This window comes from Novosphingobium hassiacum, assembly GCF_014196055.1.
Lineage (GTDB): Bacteria > Pseudomonadota > Alphaproteobacteria > Sphingomonadales > Sphingomonadaceae > Novosphingobium > Novosphingobium hassiacum.
On sequence record NZ_JACICY010000003.1, the window covers coordinates 278,021 to 293,619 of the forward strand.

A 15,599-nucleotide genomic window follows, 5' to 3' on the forward strand; every position below is an offset into this window, starting at 1 on the left:
GCGCACCCGAAAGTGAGAGATGGCCCGGCGCAGCCAGCCTGCACCGGGCCGAGAATTTTTTGTTCTAAGGCTTGCCTATCGCGGCTATCGGCCCCCAGCCGGACGCGAGAGTCCAGAAGGATACAGTAACGTGAACAGCGAGCGCAGCGGCGCCGAGATCCTGGTCGAAAGCCTTGTCGCCAAGGGCGTCGAATTCGTGTTCGGCTATCCGGGCGGCGCAGTCCTGCCGATCTACGATGCGCTGTTTGGTGAAGAACGCATCCGCCACATCCTCGTCCGCCATGAAGCAGGCGCGGCGCACGCTGCCGAAGGCTATGCGCGCGCCACCGGCAAGCCGGGCGTCGTTCTCGTCACGTCCGGACCCGGCGCGACCAATGCCGTTACCGGCATTGCCGATGCGTTCATGGATTCAATCCCGATGGTCGTCATCACTGGGCAAGTCCCGACCGGCCTGATCGGCACCGATGCGTTCCAGGAAGCCGATACTGTCGGCATCACGCGTCACTGCACCAAGCACAACTACTTGGTCAAAGACCCGGCGCAGCTTGCCGCAACCATCGACGAGGCGTTCCGCATCGCCACCGAAGGTCGCCCCGGCCCGGTCGTTATCGACATCCCAAAGGACGTCCAGATCGCCACCGCACCGTGGAGCAGCAACGCGCCCCAGCAGCGCAACCGCTACAATCCGCAGACCGAAGGCGGCGCAAAGGAAATCGCGACCGCAGTCGAGATGATCGCCAACGCCAAGGCACCCGTGTTCTACACCGGCGGCGGCGTGATCAACTCCGGCCCCGAAGCCGCCCGTCTGCTGTGCGAACTGCAGGCGCTGACCGGCGCGCCGGTCACTTCGACGCTGATGGGCCTTGGCGCTTTCCCGGCCGACCACCCCGCGTGGCTCGGCATGCTGGGTATGCACGGCACTTACGAAGCCAACATGACGATGAACCGTGCGGACCTCGTCGTCTGCATCGGCGCACGCTTCGATGATCGCGTGACCGGCCGCCTCGATGCCTTCGCGCCCAATTCCAAGAAGATCCACATCGATATCGATCGCGCCTCGATCAACAAGACGGTGCGCGTCGACCTCCCCGTGATCGGCGATTGCGGCAAGGTTCTCGCCCAACTGATCGACGGTTGGCTGGAACAGGGCCACAAGGCGCGCGACCTCACCGAATGGCACGCCCGCATCGACGGCTGGCGCGCGCGCCAGAGCCTCGCCTATCCGCGCAAGTCCTCGGAAATCATGCCGCAACTGGCAATCGAACGCCTGTATGAACTGACCAAGCACCGCGAACCGATCATCAGCACCGAAGTTGGCCAACACCAGATGTGGGCGGCACAGCACTTCCACTTCATGAAGCCAAACAAGTGGCTCACTTCGGGCGGTCTCGGCACGATGGGCTACGGCCTTCCCGCCGCCATCGGCGCGCAGGCGGGCTTCCCCGATGCGCTGGTCATCGACATCGCGGGAGACGCGTCGATCCAGATGAACATTCAAGAGCTGGGCACCGCCACGCAGTATCGCCTGCCGGTCAAGGTCTTCGTGCTCAACAACGAATGGATGGGCATGGTCCGCCAGTGGCAGGAGCTGACTTACGAGAGCCGCTTCTCGAACTCCTATTCCGACAGCCTGCCCGATTTCGTCAAACTCGCCGAAGCCTACGGCTGGAAGGGAATCCGCATTTCCGACCTGAGCGAGCTCGACGCCGGCATCCAGGCGATGATCGACCACGACGGTCCGGTCTTCGTCGACTGCCTCGTGTCCAAGGAAGCAAACTGCTTCCCGATGATCCCCAGCGGCGCGGCCCACACCGAAATGCTGCTCTACGGCGACGAGGTCTCCGGCGTCATGGACGACGAAGCCAAGGCGCTGGTTTAGGATACCTGGAAATGATGCACATCCCCACCGAGGCGTCCGAACGCCACGTCCTGACCATCATGGTCGATAACGAAGCAGGCATCCTTGCGAAGATCGCGGGGCTGTTCACCGCGCGCGGCTATAACATCGACAGCCTGACCGTGGCCGACATCACCGATGGCCACGATGTCAGCCGCATCACCATCGTCACCCACGGCCCGCCCGAGATCATCGACCAGATCCGGGCCCAGCTTGAACGACTGGTGCCGGTCCACAAGGTCACCGATCTCACCGAAGTCGGCCCTTACGTCGAACGCGAACTGGCGCTGGTAAAAGTCTCAGGCAAAGGCGAAAACCGCGTCGAGGCACTGCGCCTCGCCGACGTGTTCCGCGCCAAGGTGGTCGATACCACGACCTCCAGCTTCATCTTCGAGCTGACCGGCGCGCCCGACAAGATCAACAGCTTCGTCACGCTGATGAAGGAACTCGGCCTCGTCGAAGTCGGCCGCACCGGCATCGTCGGCATGGTGCGCGGCGCTTCGGTCGCCTGACGGTTTCACATACGATTTCAGACATGAACTCAACAGGATTGGGAAAGAAATGAAGGTTTACTACGACGCCGATTGCGACTTGAACCTGATCACGGACAAGAAGATCGTGATCCTCGGCTATGGCTCGCAGGGCCACGCCCACGCGCAGAACCTGCGGGATTCGGGCGTCAAGGACGTCGCCATCGCACTGCGTCCGGGCTCGGCCAGCGCGAAGAAGGCCGAAGCTGCAGGCTTCAAGGTCCTCGCCAACGCCGACGCCGCTGCATGGGCCGATGTGCTGATGATCCTTGCGCCCGACGAACATCAGGCCGCGATCTATGCCAACGATCTCCACGCCAACCTCAAGCCGGGTTCGGCCATCGCGTTCGCGCACGGCCTCAACATCCACTTCGGCCTGATCGAACCGCGCAACGACATCGACGTGATCATGATCGCGCCAAAGGGCCCCGGCCACACCGTGCGCAGCGAATACCAGCGCGGCGGCGGCGTACCCTGCCTGATCGCGGTCCATCAGGACGTGACCGGTAACGCGCATGACGTCGGCCTTGCCTACGCTTCGGGCGTCGGCGGCGGTCGCTCGGGCATCATCGAGACCAACTTCCGCGAAGAGTGCGAAACCGATCTGTTCGGCGAACAGGCCGTGCTTTGCGGCGGCACCACCGCGCTGGTCCAGGCTGGCTTCGAAACGCTGGTCGAAGCAGGCTACGCGCCTGAAATGGCCTACTTTGAATGCCTTCACGAACTGAAGCTGATCGTCGACCTGATGTACGAAGGCGGCATCGCCAACATGCGCTATTCGATCTCGAACACCGCTGAATACGGCGACATCAAGACCGGTCCGCGCATCATCACCGAAGAGACCAAGAAGGAAATGAAGCGCGTTCTGGCCGACATCCAGTCGGGCCGCTTCGTCAAGGACTTCGTGCTCGACAACCGCGCCGGCCAGCCGGAACTCAAGGCTGCCCGCGGCCTCGCCAAGCGCCACCCGATCGAGGAAACCGGTGCCAAGCTGCGCGCGATGATGCCGTGGATCGGCGCCAACGCGCTGGTCGACCAGACCAAGAACTGAGACTTGGCCGGGCGGCTCCAACACGGAGCCGCCCGTTCCACCAACGACATCCCGTCATCGACGAAACGATTGGACGTAAGCCTCACGAATGATACTTCTCCATTCTGGAGATATCCACTCGAACGAGGGTCGCGCCGTGTTCAATTCGTCGATGGGCTTGGTCATGCTGTACATGGCTTTCGCCCAGCAATCAGCATCTGCTCCGACCGCAGCCCTCGGCCGGTCCCCCACCGTTCCCGCCATCGTCCAGCAGCCGGCCGCGCGTGTCATTGGCGACGATGCCTGTGGCCTCGATCCAGCGCATCGCTACATCGGCGGGACCGCCAGTCTCACCACGCGCGAGGCTGTCGCCAAGGCCGCAGGGCACACCCGGATCCGCTGGATCAAGCCCGGCGAAATCGTCACGCAGGACTACCGCTCAGACCGGCTTAACGTAATCATCGACAATGCGGGCAAGATCCTGACTATGCGCTGCGGTTGACAAGCCTTCATCGCCCTTGTGCGATAGCCTCGCCTTTGGCATCCTTGCAGCTTCCCAGTGATCGAGGAGATCCCCCCTTGCCGACCCTCCCCAAGATGCCCCGCGCGCTCAAGCTTGCGCTGCCGCTCGCCCTCGCCGCTGCCGCCGCACCGATGCTCGCGCAGATGCCCGAAACTCCGGGCAAGGCCGACAAGGCACGCGTCACCGCCGGAACCTACACCGCCGACGCCTCGCACTCGTTGATCGGCTGGAAGGTCAACCACCTCGGCTTCAACGATTATTTCGGACTGTTCGGTGATGTCTCCGGCACGCTGACACTAGACCCGGCCAAGCCTGCTGACGCCAAGGTCTCGGTCAAGATCCCGGTCGCCAAGATCATGACCGCAAGCCCCGGCCTGACTGCACACCTGCTCAAGCCGGGCGCTGACGGCAAGCCTGCCGATTTCTTCGGCCCTGCCCCCGCCGACGCCACCTTCGTCTCGACATCGGTCGTACCCGGTGCTGACGGCATGTCGGCCACGGTCAACGGCGATCTCACGCTCAACGGCGTGACCAAGCCGGTCGCTATCGCGGCGACGTTCTCGGGCGCTGGCAACGATCCAATGAACAAGGCTGCCACCGTAGGCTTTCACGCCATGACCACGATCAAGCGTTCGGACTTCAACGTGAAGTACGGCATCCCCTTCGTCTCCGATGACGTGAAGCTCGACATCACGGTCGCCTTCGAAAAGAAGTAGGCGCCGCTGAATTGACGATTGGCAGTCCGAAGTCCGTATGTCCGCTTCGGACTGCCCCCGGCGAGCGATGGGCTTGCGCACGTTATCACGCATTCATTCTGGACAAGCGCGCGCCAAATCATCATAGGCTTTCGCGATGACTGCTCGACTGGACCTTAGCCTGCGACTTATCCGCCCTTGGGCGTGAGCTGACGTGTCGCATCGCGGCGCGGATCGGCGCTCAAGGGAAGCCGGATCCACACGCAGACAAATCCAGATATATCGAGCGAAATCCCCATGACTATGCTGAAGACCCCGTCGGCCAAGTACCGCGCCTTTCCGCAGATCAACCTGCCCGACCGGCAGTGGCCCAGCCGCACCATCACCCAGGCTCCGCGCTGGCTCTCCACCGATATGCGCGACGGCAATCAGTCGCTGATCGACCCGATGGACGCCGAGAAGAAGGCCCGCTTCTTCGACCTGCTCGTCAAAGTCGGCCTCAAGGAAATCGAAGTCGGCTTTCCCAGTGCAGGCGCGACCGAATACGACTTCATCCGCGGCCTCGTCGATACCGGGCGCATTCCCGACGACGTCTTCGTCCAGGTCCTCACCCAATCACGCGAAGACCTGATCCGCACCACCTTTGAAAGCCTGGCCGGCGCAAAAAAGGCCATCGTCCACGTCTACAACGCGGTCTCGCCGCTGTGGCGTCAGGTCGTGTTCGGCATGGACAAGGCTGACGTCCGCCAGATCGCCATCGATGGTGCCAAGGTCCTGCGCGATCAGGCCGCGCGCTTCCCGCAGACCGACTGGCACTTCGAATACAGCCCGGAAACCTTCTCCACGGCCGAACTCGATTTCAGCATCGAATGCTGCGAGGCCGTGATGGACGTGCTCCAGCCGACCGTCGACCGCCCGATCATCCTCAACCTGCCCGCCACGGTGGAAGCGTCGACCGCGAACATCTACGCTGACCAGATTGAGTACTTCTGCCGCAACCTGCCGAACCGCGATCGCGCGGTGATCAGCCTGCACACCCACAACGATCGCGGCACCGGCGTTGCCGCGGCCGAACTCGGGCTGATGGCAGGCGCGGATCGCGTCGAGGGCTGCCTGTTCGGCAATGGCGAGCGCACCGGCAACTGTTGTCTGGTGACCGTCGCGCTCAACCTCTACACGCAAGGTGTCGATCCCGAGCTGGACTTCTCGAATATCGACGACGTCATCCAGACGGTCGAATACTGCAACCAGCTGCCCGTCCACCCGCGCCACCCCTATGGCGGCGAACTGGTGTTCACGGCCTTTTCCGGCAGCCATCAGGACGCGATCAAGAAGGGCTTTGCAGCGCAGGAACAGCGCAACGACGAACTCTGGGCGGTGCCCTACCTGCCGATCGATCCCGCCGACCTCGGCCGCACCTACGAAGCCGTGATCCGCGTCAACTCGCAGAGCGGCAAGGGCGGCTTTGCCTGGGTGCTCGAACAGGATCAGGGCCTCAAGCTGCCGAAGAAGATGCAGGCGCATTTCTCGCGTCACGTGCAGGATCTCGCCGACGAATTGGGCCGCGAACTGCAGGCGGCCGACATCTGGGGGGTGTTCCGCAAGGCCTACCGCCTCGAAGGACCGCAGCCGTTCCAACTCGTCGATTATGAAGAAGCACGCGGCCCCGACGGCACCCGCATCTTCGCGGGCAAGGTCGAAGTCGATGGCATGGTCCAGTCGGTTTCGGGCCGAGGAAACGGGCTGATCTCGTCGGTCGTCGCCACGATCAAGGACGGTTTCGGCCTCGACCTCGACGTCCGCGACTATACGGAACATGCGATGGGTTCGGGCAGCAACGCCCGCGCCGCCGCCTATGTCGAATGCGTCCTGCCCGATGGCCGCACCGTCTGGGGCGTCGGCATCGATGAAGACGTCGCCACCGCCAGCGTCCGCGCTGTTCTCAGCGCCGCCAACGCAGCGAAGTAACCAATCTTCCCCCCTCCCGCTCGCGGGAGGGGCCGAGGGTGGGCACCGCGAGCCCAACCCCCGAGAAAATTCAACCCCTCGCTTAAATCACCGTTGCTCGCCCCAACACTTCGGCCATAGTCCCACCTGCCCGCAAAGAGGCACCAGTGGGAGTGGACATGGCCGAAGCTGTACTCGAACCCGATCTGCCGATCATCGATCCGCACCACCACTTGTGGGACTTGCGCCCGCTCATCGGTGCGATCCCGGAGCCCCGCCACCCGTTCATCGAGACGATTTCACGCTCGGCCTACTACACCTTCGATCAGTTGCTTGGCGACGCACGCGGCGGCCACAACGTCATCGCGACGGTCTATATGGAATGCGGCGCATTCTACCGCGCCGATGGCGACCCCACGTTCAAGACCGTCGGCGAGGTCGAGTTCGTGGGCGGCGTCGCAGCCCAGGGCGCGAGCGGCCTCTACGGCGCTTTCCGCCCCTGCGCCGCGATCATCGGCCATGCCGACCTGCGACAGGGCGATTCGGCACGCCCGGTACTCGACGCTTTGATCCGAGCAGGCAACGGCCGCTTCAAGGGCATCCGCCATCAGGGCGCGTGGGATGCCGACCCTGACGTCCTCGGGTCACCTTTCCATGCCGCGCCCCGGCTGTACCATTCCGATGTATTCCGCCAGGGCTTCCGCCACCTCGGCGAACTCGGCCTCACGTTCGACGCCTGGGTACTCGAGCCACAACTGGACGACGTGCTCGACCTTGCGCGCGCCTTCCCCGCCCAGCTGATATGCCTTGACCACTGCGGCACGCCGCTCGGCACCGCTAGCTACCATGGCACCCTGACCGAACGCTTCGAAGTCTGGCGCACCGGCATCCGGCAGATCGCTACATGCCCCAATGTCTCGATCAAGCTCGGCGGCCTCGCCATGGCGTTCTGCGGCATGCCTGAACGGGGTCCAGAGGCGGGTCTGTCGTCGCAGGACCTCGCCGCCATGTGGCAGCCCTACATCGAAACCTGCATCGAAGCCTTCGGTCCCGAGCGCGCCATGTTCGAAAGCAACTACCCTGTCGACAAGTGGGGCGCATCCTACAACACGCTGTGGAACACCTTCAAACGCCTCGCCCAAGGCACGTCACCCGATGAAAAGCACGCACTGTTCGCAGGCACAGCGGCGCGATTCTACGGGATCGAACACCTCCTGACCTGACCGTCGGGGCACACCCCTTTGACAAGCCGCGCCGACCCCCTTACGCCTTAACCGATCAATTAAGATTCATGCGAGGATCGCCCCGAATGCCCCTTCCCCCGCTGTTCGCCAACCTGCGCTTGCCGGTCATCGCCTCGCCGCTGTTCATCATCTCCTGCCCGGAACTGGTGATCGCGCAGTGCAAGGCGGGCGTCGTCGGCTCGTTCCCCTCGCTCAACGCCCGTCCGATCAGTCAGCTCGATGAATGGCTCCACCAGATCACCGAGGAACTGGCCGTGCACAACCGGGCCAACCCCGATCGCCCCGCCGCGCCGTTCGCGGTCAACCAGATCGTCCACAAAACCAATAACCGCCTCGATGAAGACATGGCGATGTGTGAAAAGTGGCAGGTGCCGATGCTGATCACCTCGCTCGGCGCGCGCGAAGACGTCTACAACGCGGCCCACCGCTGGGGCGGCATCGTCCTGCACGACGTGATCAATAACAGTTTCGCACGCAAGGCTATCGAGAAGGGCGCGGACGGCCTGATCCCCGTTGCAGCCGGCGCAGGCGGCCATGCCGGTGCGCTGTCGCCCTTCGCGCTGATGCAGGAAATCCGCGAATGGTTCGACGGCCTCGTTGCGCTGTCGGGCGCCATCGCCTGCGGCAAGTCGGTCCTCGCAGCCCAAGCTCTCGGCGCGGACTTCGCCTACATCGGCTCGGCGTGGATCGCGACCGAGGAAGCCCACGCCGACGCAGCCTACAAACAGGCGATCGTCGACGGGCGCGCCGATGACATCGTCTATTCCAGCCTGTTCACCGGCGTCCACGGCAACTATCTGCGCAGCTCGATCGTCAATGCCGGGCTCGACCCCGACAATCTTCCGGAAAGCGATCCGAGCAAGATGAACTTCGGCTCGGGCGGGAATGCGCCTGCCAAAGCATGGAAGGACATCTGGGGATCTGGCCAGGGCATCGGCGCTGTATCGAAAATCGAATCGGTCGCAGCGCGTGTCGACCGGCTCGAAGCGGAATACCGCGAAGCAACCGCAAACCTTTCCGCCAATACCGCCCCGTTCCTCACGTAAAATTCAGGCAGCTTTTGGCGTCCATTCGGTTGACGTCCAAAGCATGTCGGCCATTTCATCGAGGTGGCTGAAGTCGAGCGCCGGGTCGCGCGAATTGAGCGGCGTGCGTGACCACGATCGCGGGTCGAGCAGCTTGCGGCGCAGCGCGCGTTGCAGCAGATCGAATCGCATCAGCGCTTCGAAGTCGGCAAGCTTCGATCCGGCTGCGCGTTCGCGTGACCAGCGCGCCTCGATCTGACCAGCGCGCTCGATCACCAGATCGTTGTAACTGCGATGCGGCCCGCGATGAAGCGGCAGGCCGATCCGCAACGCAGCCACTTCCGATGCCGGGAGCAGCAGCCCGTTCCGCCGAAAATCGTGAAAGCCCATGTGGTCGAGTCCTAGCCGGGCAAGCATGCGCCCCAGCGCGTGTGAACCGAGCACCTGTCGCGGGATCAGGTGATGGCGTTGCAGTTCAGGAGCGTAACCCGGCTGACCGGGTACATTCACGCTACCGAAGGGCAACGTCTGACGATCTCTACGAAGATTTCCCCGGTTCAGACACACCTTGCAACGATACGGGTGCTGCCTTGCGCCTCAAGAAAGACTGCCCCCGTTCCGGCAAGATTTACCTTCTGAGCCTTGGTCACGGGTCCATGAGCGACCAGCCAGTCGATCAGCCTAATCGCAGCGCGCGTCAGTTGTTCGGGGCTGGAGGCACTTTGGGACGACAATGAAAATTCCTGCCCCGTCAGGAACTTGAGCCCTTCGGATTCGACCGAACCATCGCTGGTCCGCTGGATTGCGGCAAGCGCAAGCGCCGGAAAAGGACCACCATCGAGCCAAGGCGAAACGGCCTTGGCGAAGAGCGCGGGGGATAGTGCGTTTTTGGCGGGAATCCAGCAAATCGCTTTTGGCTCGCCGACTCGTGAAAGTTGCAGCACCAATTCGGCTATCACGCGAATCACTGGCAACAGCTTTTCTGCCCCGGCCAAGTGCGGTCCGGGTGACAGCAGCAGCGCAGCACAGCCTTCGATCATGTGCGGCTCGACACCCAGCAGATGGATAACCTCTGGCGATCCAGCTCTGGCACCGCCACTAAGACCGCTCAGGTCGAATGTCAGCCCGTCGCGCAGCAATTCGGCCCAGCCATCGCTCGCGGGGGCGACATGGGTGACTGAGAAGCGACCGGCTGCCTGCGCCGCGCCGACGATATCCGCGATACCGGGCAGCGAGCCTGAATCATAAAGAAGCGCGGCGAGTGGTGCGCAGTCACGTGACTGGTCACTTGCGTCCACTTGAGCCCACCTCTTTGTTCAACGCCGGACTGGCATAAGCATCGTTAGCCGTCGAGTCTGCGAGACCCTGGCGAGGATGTTCGTGTGACGTATAGTGGAAACGTTTAGAAAACTCCTAGCCCAAGGCCTCCGCATAATGCCTGCCCCAGATTGCTACAATCTCGCAATACTTGGGCGCTCACCGTTTTGGTTGCGAGAATGGCTTCGGGCGTCTGTGCATCGGTGCAGACAATCATCGGATCTGCCACCCGCCGTAGCCGCCAGCCGGTCGCGATACGGTCGATCTGTCGCTGCGCCCCGGTGCCGTCCGATCCCGCCGCAATGATCGTCGCGAAGGGGCGCCCCTCGATCCGACCCAGTAACGGGTAGTAGCTGATGTCGAAGAACTCTTTCATCGCGCCGCTCATGGTGCCGAGGTTTTCGGGGCAACAGAACAAGTAGCCAGCCGCATCAAGAAGATCGCTTGGCGTCGCCTCATCTGCGCGCACCAGACGACACGCCCCCTCGGCCTGCGCCCCCTCATGCGCCGCGCGTGCCATGGCTTCGGCAGCGCCGGTACGGCTGTGCCAGACGATCAGCAGCATCGGCTCAACAACCATCTCCCGCCGAAGGTACACCCAACGTTCCGCTCAGCGCGCCGCCGAGCAAGCCGCCCAGCCCCTTCTTCTTCGGCTTGCACTGCGGCCGGTCCGGCACGTCGGCTGCGGCGTCTCCGATGCCTGCCACGCCGATGAGAAAACCAGTAGTCGAGCGATGCCGGATGCGCGCGGTCCATTCGAGCGCCCATTTCGCCTTCGGATCGGCAGGCTTGGGTGGATAGGAAAACGACTCTTCAGGCCCATAGGCATGCAAGGTTCCGAACATGAAATCGGGTGCCGCCACCTTGACCTCGGCAGGCACGGTGCACGTCGTCGTCTGCGGCGACATCACGGTTCGTGCCGTAACCAGCTTCGCCACTGTGGCAGGTGCCAGCCAATCCGAAAGGCCGCCGCCGAATTCGCGCGTCGCGCTCGACGACCACCACACGACATCGGTCATTTCCTGCCCGCGCTGGCCTTGCTTGCCACCGATGATCGACGCGTAATACCCGGTCGCGTCCGCCACAGCGCTCCAGCGCAGCAAGGTCGAGCCGCTCGGCTGCAGCGCGTTGGTGGCATTCAGAGGGGCCATGAAATCCTTGCCCAACGTGAACGCCATCTCGGGAGAATAATTGCCCGATACGCGATGCGGCCCGATCAGCGAGGAATCCGGACGCGCGGACTTGCCATCGTCGGACGGCCAGTGCCCATAGGTCTTGCTCGATGCGGGCGAAACCCACCTGTCCATCGGCACTGCGCTGGAGAACAAGCCCGGCGGTACTTGTCCCGCAGCCAGCTTGCTGAAATCGATCACCACCGGCTGGCCTTTTGGTGCATGCTCCCCGCAGCCCCAAAAGATCAACATACGGCCTTTGGGCCGCTGGAATTCCGCTGTGCCCGGCTGTGAAGGCGTGCCGACCGGGGTCTTGAGCAGCACTGACTTGCCCAACTTCGCACCCGTGGGCATGAAATGTTCGGCCTTCGGCTTGCCGTCTGCCGCTGCGCGCGAGGACCCGATATCCAGCCACAGCATGTGCTGCGCCTTCGGCGTCCCTCCGAATGCCATGGACATGGCTGCAGCCATGCCGCCCTGTCCGCCCATGCCGCCGATACCCGACATCGTTTCGGCGCGCATTTCGTAGCGCGCAACCGGACCGCTCGATTGGGCTACCACCACCGCAGCGCCGCCGCCTGCAAGCACCAATCCCGAAATCGCAAAAGCTGTCGTCCTGGCCCGCATCCTCGCGTCCTTTCGCACCTGAGCTGTCGCGGACGGACCTTGTGGAGTCGTCCACCGAATCGATGAGACCATATGCCCAAGGGACAAATCAATGATCGTGCGCAAATGCACTCAAACGCGCTCTTTCGAGTAACCCCCACATGGTCTAGCGCAGATGCATGATTCCAGTCACCGCAATCACCCGATCGTTGTCAGGCCAGGCTTGGCGCTGGCGCGGCGGCAACATGGACATGGGCGCGGGCGGCAATGCCCCGGGCGATGACCTCGTCACGCAACTCCTGCTCTCGCGCGGCGTTTCGCGCGACGATCTTGACCGGCACCGCCGGCCGACCTTGCGCGATTTCCTGCCCGATCCGTCAATCTTCCAGGACATGGACAAAGCCGCACACCGCCTTGCCAATGCGGTCATGGCCAATGAACGCATCACGATCTACGGCGATTACGACGTCGATGGCGCCACCAGCGCGGCCCTGCTGATCCTGCTACTGCGGGATCTCGGCGTCGATGCGGGTCACTATATCCCCGACCGCCTTCTCGAAGGCTATGGTCCCTCGGGCGAGGCGCTGGTCCGCCTCGCGCGTGACGGCTCAAGCCTGATCGTCACCGTCGATTGCGGCGCGATGGCACACGAGGCGCTGGCCGCAGCCCATGCCGAAGGCGTCGACGTGATCGTGGTCGATCACCATAAGTGCGCGTCCGAACTCCCCCTCACCGCGGCGCTGGTCAATCCCAACCGGCTCGACGAATGCGATGAAGCCGCCGCACACGGGCACCTTGCCGCAGTCGGCGTTGCGTTTCTGCTGGCCATCGCCACCGTCAGAGAACTGCGCGGTCGCGGCTACTTCACCAGCCGTACCGCACCCGACCTGATGCGCCTGCTGGATCTGGTCGCGCTCGGCACCGTGGCCGACGTCGCGCAGTTGAAGGGCCTTAATCGCGCCCTGGTCAGCCAGGGCCTCAAGATCATGGCAAGGCGCGAGAACATCGGCCTGTCCGCGCTGATCGACGCCAGCCGCCTCAATCGCGCCCCCACCTGCAGCGACCTCGGCTTCGCGCTCGGCCCGCGCATCAATGCAGGCGGCCGAGTCGGTGAGGCAACGCTTGGCGTGCGCCTGCTGACCACGCAGGATGCAGGCGAAGCCCGCGCCATCTCCGCTCAACTCTCGCTGCTCAACGAAGAGCGGCGCGGAATCGAACAGGAAGTGCAGGAAGCCGCCGAAGCGCAGATCGCCTCCCAGCACAACCGCGCGGTCATCGTCGTCGCAGGGCACGGCTGGCACCCCGGCGTGATCGGCATCGTTGCCGGTCGCATCAAGGAAAAGACCGGCAAGCCCGCGTTGGTCATTGCGCTCGATGCGGACGAAGCCGGTAACGGCAAGGGGTCCGGCCGTTCCATCGCAGGCGTCGATCTTGGCGCGGCCATCATCGCCGCACGTGCCGAGGGCTTGCTCATCGCGGGCGGCGGCCACGCGATGGCCTGCGGGCTGACGATTGACCCATCGAAGCTGGAGGCCCTGTCCGACTGGCTCGATGATCGCCTTGCCCGCGAAGTCTCCGGCTCCAGGCTTTCGCAGGCCCTGACACTCGACCTCTCGCTCAGTCCCGGCGGCCTCACCCCCGATCTGGTCGAACTGCTCGAAACGGCAGGCCCGTTCGGGATCGGCTGGCCCGGCCCGCGCATCGCGGTCGGCCCGGTACGGCTGGTCAAATGCGATCTCGTCGGCACCGATCACGTCCGCATGATCGCGGGCGGCAGCGACGGGCGCTCGTTCAAGGCGATAGCCTTCCGCGCCGCCCAGACAGAACTCGGCCAGACCTTGCTTCACGCCTCGCGCGGTCGGCACTTGTGGCTTGCCGGACGCGCCAAGATCGACGACTGGGGCAGCCGCCCCGCGGCCGAACTCCACGTCGAGGACGCAGCGTTTGCCGACTGACCCTTGGTACATCCAAATGGATGCTTGACGGCCCGCGCTCCTGCTTTTAGAGGCGCGGACCTGCACAGCGGCGCAAGCCCAGTGGCCCCATCGTCTAGCGGTTAGGACGCGGCCCTTTCACGGCTGAAACACGGGTTCGATTCCCGTTGGGGTCACCATTCTTTTCCCGTATGATCGGGATGGTGATAGCAGCGAATTGTACGGCCACTTCCAAGCGGCCCCTTCGTCTAGCGGTTAGGACGCGGCCCTCTCACGGCTGAAACACGGGTTCGATTCCCGTAGGGGTCACCAGGATTTTTCGAACCGCTTGTGCCCCGCGCGACTCCTGATACGAATTTGACAGTCTGGCCACCGCACTTGCGTACAGTGCTCGTGCTGGCATATCCCGCGTCAATTCGGCGGCCACTGACGGTCACTGATTCGCAAAGCACAAGCTAACCAAACGGCGTTATCGGATGACTGGCTTGTCGCTGCCTCTTCCCAGCATTTTCGTCGCGCTGTGCGCTGGCATCGTGATGTATTTCGGCGGTGCCGGCATCTGGCTCTCGTTGACGATCGTCGTCGTGTGGCTCGCAACGCTGTGGCTTGCCCGACCCGAACCGACCGTTGAAACCATCACGCGCGATGATGGCAGCGTTTCGCGCCAGACGATGATCGAACTGGTCGAACCCTTCGGCCTGCCCATCCTGATGCTCGACGGACAGCGCATCGCTGCCGCCAATGCCTCTGCGCGCGAGGAGCTGGGCAGCCACATCGTCGGTCAGGACGCACGCGTCGCGCTGCGCCATCCCGAGGCCATCCAGCTTCTGGCCAAGCCGCAGGGGCGCGCGCTTGTGCGGGGCCTCACCGGCGCGCGCAGCATCTGGCAGGTCAGCCGCGTGCCGATCGACGAGCGCTTTTCGCTGATCGAGATGGTCAACCGCACCGCCGAAGCCGACATCAGCCGCGCCCACACCGATTTCGTCGCCAACGCCAGCCACGAGCTGCGCACCCCGCTCGCCTCGATCATCGGCTATATCGAAACGCTCGCCGATCCCGATGCCAAGGTCGATGAAGCGACGGCCGCCAAATTCCACAACACCGTCCTGCGCGAATCCCGCCGCCTGCAGAGCCTCGTCGAGGATCTCATGTCGCTTTCGCGGATCGAAGCGGAAAAGCACGATGTCCCACGCGATCGCATCGACCTTGCGCAACTCGTCTCCAGCATCGGCAGCGAAGTCGGCATGACCCGCGGCGACGACCGCCTTCACGTCGAAGCGGCCGAGGCCGTCGTCTGCGGCGACCGCCAGCAACTCGACCAGCTCGTCCGCAACCTGATCGACAATGCCTTCAAGTATGGCGACCCCGTGAAGCCCGTCGAGGTCAGGCTAACCGCACAGGGCGGCGAGGCCGAATTGACCGTGATCGACAAAGGCGAAGGCATTCACCCCGATCACCTCCCCTACCTCACCCGCCGCTTCTACCGCACCGACCCTGGCCGCAGTCGCGCAGCGGGCGGCACCGGCCTGGGCCTTGCCATCGTCAAGCACATCGTCGAGCGCCATCGCGGCAAGCTCGACATCGCCAGCGCGCCGGGCGTCGGCACGACCGTCAGCGTGCGAATGCCGCTGTCCGGCCCTCCTTCGCCCACCGCGCCCGAACCGCTGTCATAAAGCTGT

The 15,599-nt window shown here is 63.8% G+C and carries 14 protein-coding genes and 2 tRNA genes; 12 read left to right on the forward strand and 4 right to left on the reverse strand.

From position 1 onward, the window contains the following. Nucleotides 1–130 precede the first annotated feature (130 nt). The 8 genes from ilvB (at nt 131) to GGQ88_RS08605 (ending at nt 8,912) form a co-directional block, all read left to right on the forward strand. Nucleotides 131–1,879, forward strand: coding sequence for a biosynthetic-type acetolactate synthase large subunit (gene ilvB, locus GGQ88_RS08570; protein WP_183612735.1), 1,749 nt, complete (start codon nt 131–133; stop codon nt 1,877–1,879). Nucleotides 1,880–1,893: 14 nt separating this feature from the next. Beyond that, on the forward strand, nt 1,894–2,409 hold the full coding sequence (gene ilvN, locus GGQ88_RS08575) for an acetolactate synthase small subunit (protein ID WP_183612914.1): 516 nt from the start codon (nt 1,894–1,896) through the stop codon (nt 2,407–2,409). Between the two features lie 49 nt (nt 2,410–2,458). Continuing rightward, the gene (ilvC, locus tag GGQ88_RS08580) at nt 2,459–3,478 is read left to right on the forward strand and encodes a ketol-acid reductoisomerase (protein WP_183612736.1); all 1,020 of its coding nucleotides are present in this window, start codon (nt 2,459–2,461) and stop codon (nt 3,476–3,478) included. An 88-nt stretch (nt 3,479–3,566) separates the two neighbouring features. Next, on the forward strand, nt 3,567–3,959 hold the full coding sequence (locus GGQ88_RS08585; RefSeq protein ID WP_183612737.1) for an I78 family peptidase inhibitor: 393 nt from the start codon (nt 3,567–3,569) through the stop codon (nt 3,957–3,959). A gap of 77 nt (nt 3,960–4,036) precedes the next feature. Continuing rightward, nucleotides 4,037–4,696 carry a YceI family protein gene (locus GGQ88_RS08590; RefSeq protein ID WP_246385668.1) on the forward strand — a complete coding sequence of 220 codons (660 nt, stop codon included), beginning with the start codon at nt 4,037–4,039 and terminating at the stop codon, nt 4,694–4,696. A gap of 276 nt (nt 4,697–4,972) precedes the next feature. Then, nucleotides 4,973–6,643: a 2-isopropylmalate synthase gene (gene leuA, locus GGQ88_RS08595; protein ID WP_183612738.1), complete on the forward strand. Its 1,671-nt coding sequence runs from the start codon at nt 4,973–4,975 to the stop codon at nt 6,641–6,643. A gap of 158 nt (nt 6,644–6,801) precedes the next feature. Beyond that, nucleotides 6,802–7,845 (forward strand): amidohydrolase family protein, encoded by a 1,044-nt coding sequence (locus tag GGQ88_RS08600; RefSeq protein WP_183612739.1) that lies wholly within the window; start codon nt 6,802–6,804, stop codon nt 7,843–7,845. Nucleotides 7,846–7,931: 86 nt separating this feature from the next. Then, nucleotides 7,932–8,912, forward strand: a complete 981-nt coding sequence (locus GGQ88_RS08605; protein ID WP_183612740.1) for an NAD(P)H-dependent flavin oxidoreductase — start codon at nt 7,932–7,934, stop codon at nt 8,910–8,912. Between the two features lie 3 nt (nt 8,913–8,915). On the opposite strand, the gene GGQ88_RS08610 is transcribed toward GGQ88_RS08605, so the two are convergent. The 4 genes from GGQ88_RS08610 to GGQ88_RS08625 all read right to left on the reverse strand — a co-directional run bounded on the left by GGQ88_RS08610 (nt 8,916) and on the right by GGQ88_RS08625 (nt 12,007). Continuing rightward, entirely contained in the window at nt 8,916–9,401 is a 486-nt protein-coding gene (locus GGQ88_RS08610) for an AHH domain-containing protein (RefSeq protein ID WP_343057133.1), read from the reverse strand. Nucleotides 9,402–9,448: 47 nt separating this feature from the next. Next, the gene (locus GGQ88_RS08615; protein WP_183612742.1) at nt 9,449–10,189 is read right to left on the reverse strand and encodes a hypothetical protein; all 741 of its coding nucleotides are present in this window, start codon (nt 10,187–10,189) and stop codon (nt 9,449–9,451) included. 104 nt (nt 10,190–10,293) lie between these two features. Further along, complete coding sequence (locus GGQ88_RS08620) at nt 10,294–10,788, reverse strand: flavodoxin family protein (protein WP_183612743.1); 495 nt, start codon at nt 10,786–10,788, stop codon at nt 10,294–10,296. Continuing rightward, nucleotides 10,778–12,007: a hypothetical protein gene (locus GGQ88_RS08625; protein WP_183612744.1), complete on the reverse strand. Its 1,230-nt coding sequence runs from the start codon at nt 12,005–12,007 to the stop codon at nt 10,778–10,780. The genes GGQ88_RS08620 and GGQ88_RS08625 overlap by 11 nt, the downstream gene beginning before the upstream one ends. Before the next feature lie 158 nt (nt 12,008–12,165). On the opposite strand from GGQ88_RS08625, the gene recJ reads away from it, so the two are divergent. From recJ to GGQ88_RS08645, 4 genes are all read left to right on the forward strand, one after another. Further along, the gene (gene recJ, locus GGQ88_RS08630; protein WP_183612745.1) at nt 12,166–13,941 is read left to right on the forward strand and encodes a single-stranded-DNA-specific exonuclease RecJ; all 1,776 of its coding nucleotides are present in this window, start codon (nt 12,166–12,168) and stop codon (nt 13,939–13,941) included. 83 nt (nt 13,942–14,024) lie between these two features. After that, a tRNA-Glu gene (locus tag GGQ88_RS08635) sits at nt 14,025–14,099 on the forward strand. A 58-nt stretch (nt 14,100–14,157) separates the two neighbouring features. Continuing rightward, nucleotides 14,158–14,232: transfer RNA gene (locus GGQ88_RS08640), tRNA-Glu, on the forward strand. 164 nt (nt 14,233–14,396) lie between these two features. Further along, nucleotides 14,397–15,593 (forward strand): sensor histidine kinase, encoded by a 1,197-nt coding sequence (locus GGQ88_RS08645; protein ID WP_183612746.1) that lies wholly within the window; start codon nt 14,397–14,399, stop codon nt 15,591–15,593. The last annotated feature ends 6 nt before the right edge of the window (nt 15,594–15,599 follow it).

Bases quoted from the DNA above. Each gene is read 5' to 3' on its own strand.
- ilvN (WP_183612914.1), top strand. From the start codon at position 1,894: ATGCACATCCCCACCGAGGCGTCCGAACGCCACGTCCTGACCATCATG.
- ilvC (WP_183612736.1), top strand. From the start codon at position 2,459: ATGAAGGTTTACTACGACGCCGATTGCGACTTGAACCTGATCACGGAC.
- GGQ88_RS08585 (WP_183612737.1), top strand. From the start codon at position 3,567: ATGATACTTCTCCATTCTGGAGATATCCACTCGAACGAGGGTCGCGCC.
- leuA (WP_183612738.1), top strand. From the start codon at position 4,973: ATGACTATGCTGAAGACCCCGTCGGCCAAGTACCGCGCCTTTCCGCAG.
- GGQ88_RS08600 (WP_183612739.1), top strand. From the start codon at position 6,802: ATGGCCGAAGCTGTACTCGAACCCGATCTGCCGATCATCGATCCGCAC.
- GGQ88_RS08605 (WP_183612740.1), top strand. From the start codon at position 7,932: ATGCCCCTTCCCCCGCTGTTCGCCAACCTGCGCTTGCCGGTCATCGCC.
- GGQ88_RS08620 (WP_183612743.1), bottom strand. From the start codon at position 10,788: ATGGTTGTTGAGCCGATGCTGCTGATCGTCTGGCACAGCCGTACCGGC.
- GGQ88_RS08625 (WP_183612744.1), bottom strand. From the start codon at position 12,007: ATGCGGGCCAGGACGACAGCTTTTGCGATTTCGGGATTGGTGCTTGCA.
- recJ (WP_183612745.1), top strand. From the start codon at position 12,166: ATGATTCCAGTCACCGCAATCACCCGATCGTTGTCAGGCCAGGCTTGG.
- GGQ88_RS08645 (WP_183612746.1), top strand. From the start codon at position 14,397: ATGACTGGCTTGTCGCTGCCTCTTCCCAGCATTTTCGTCGCGCTGTGC.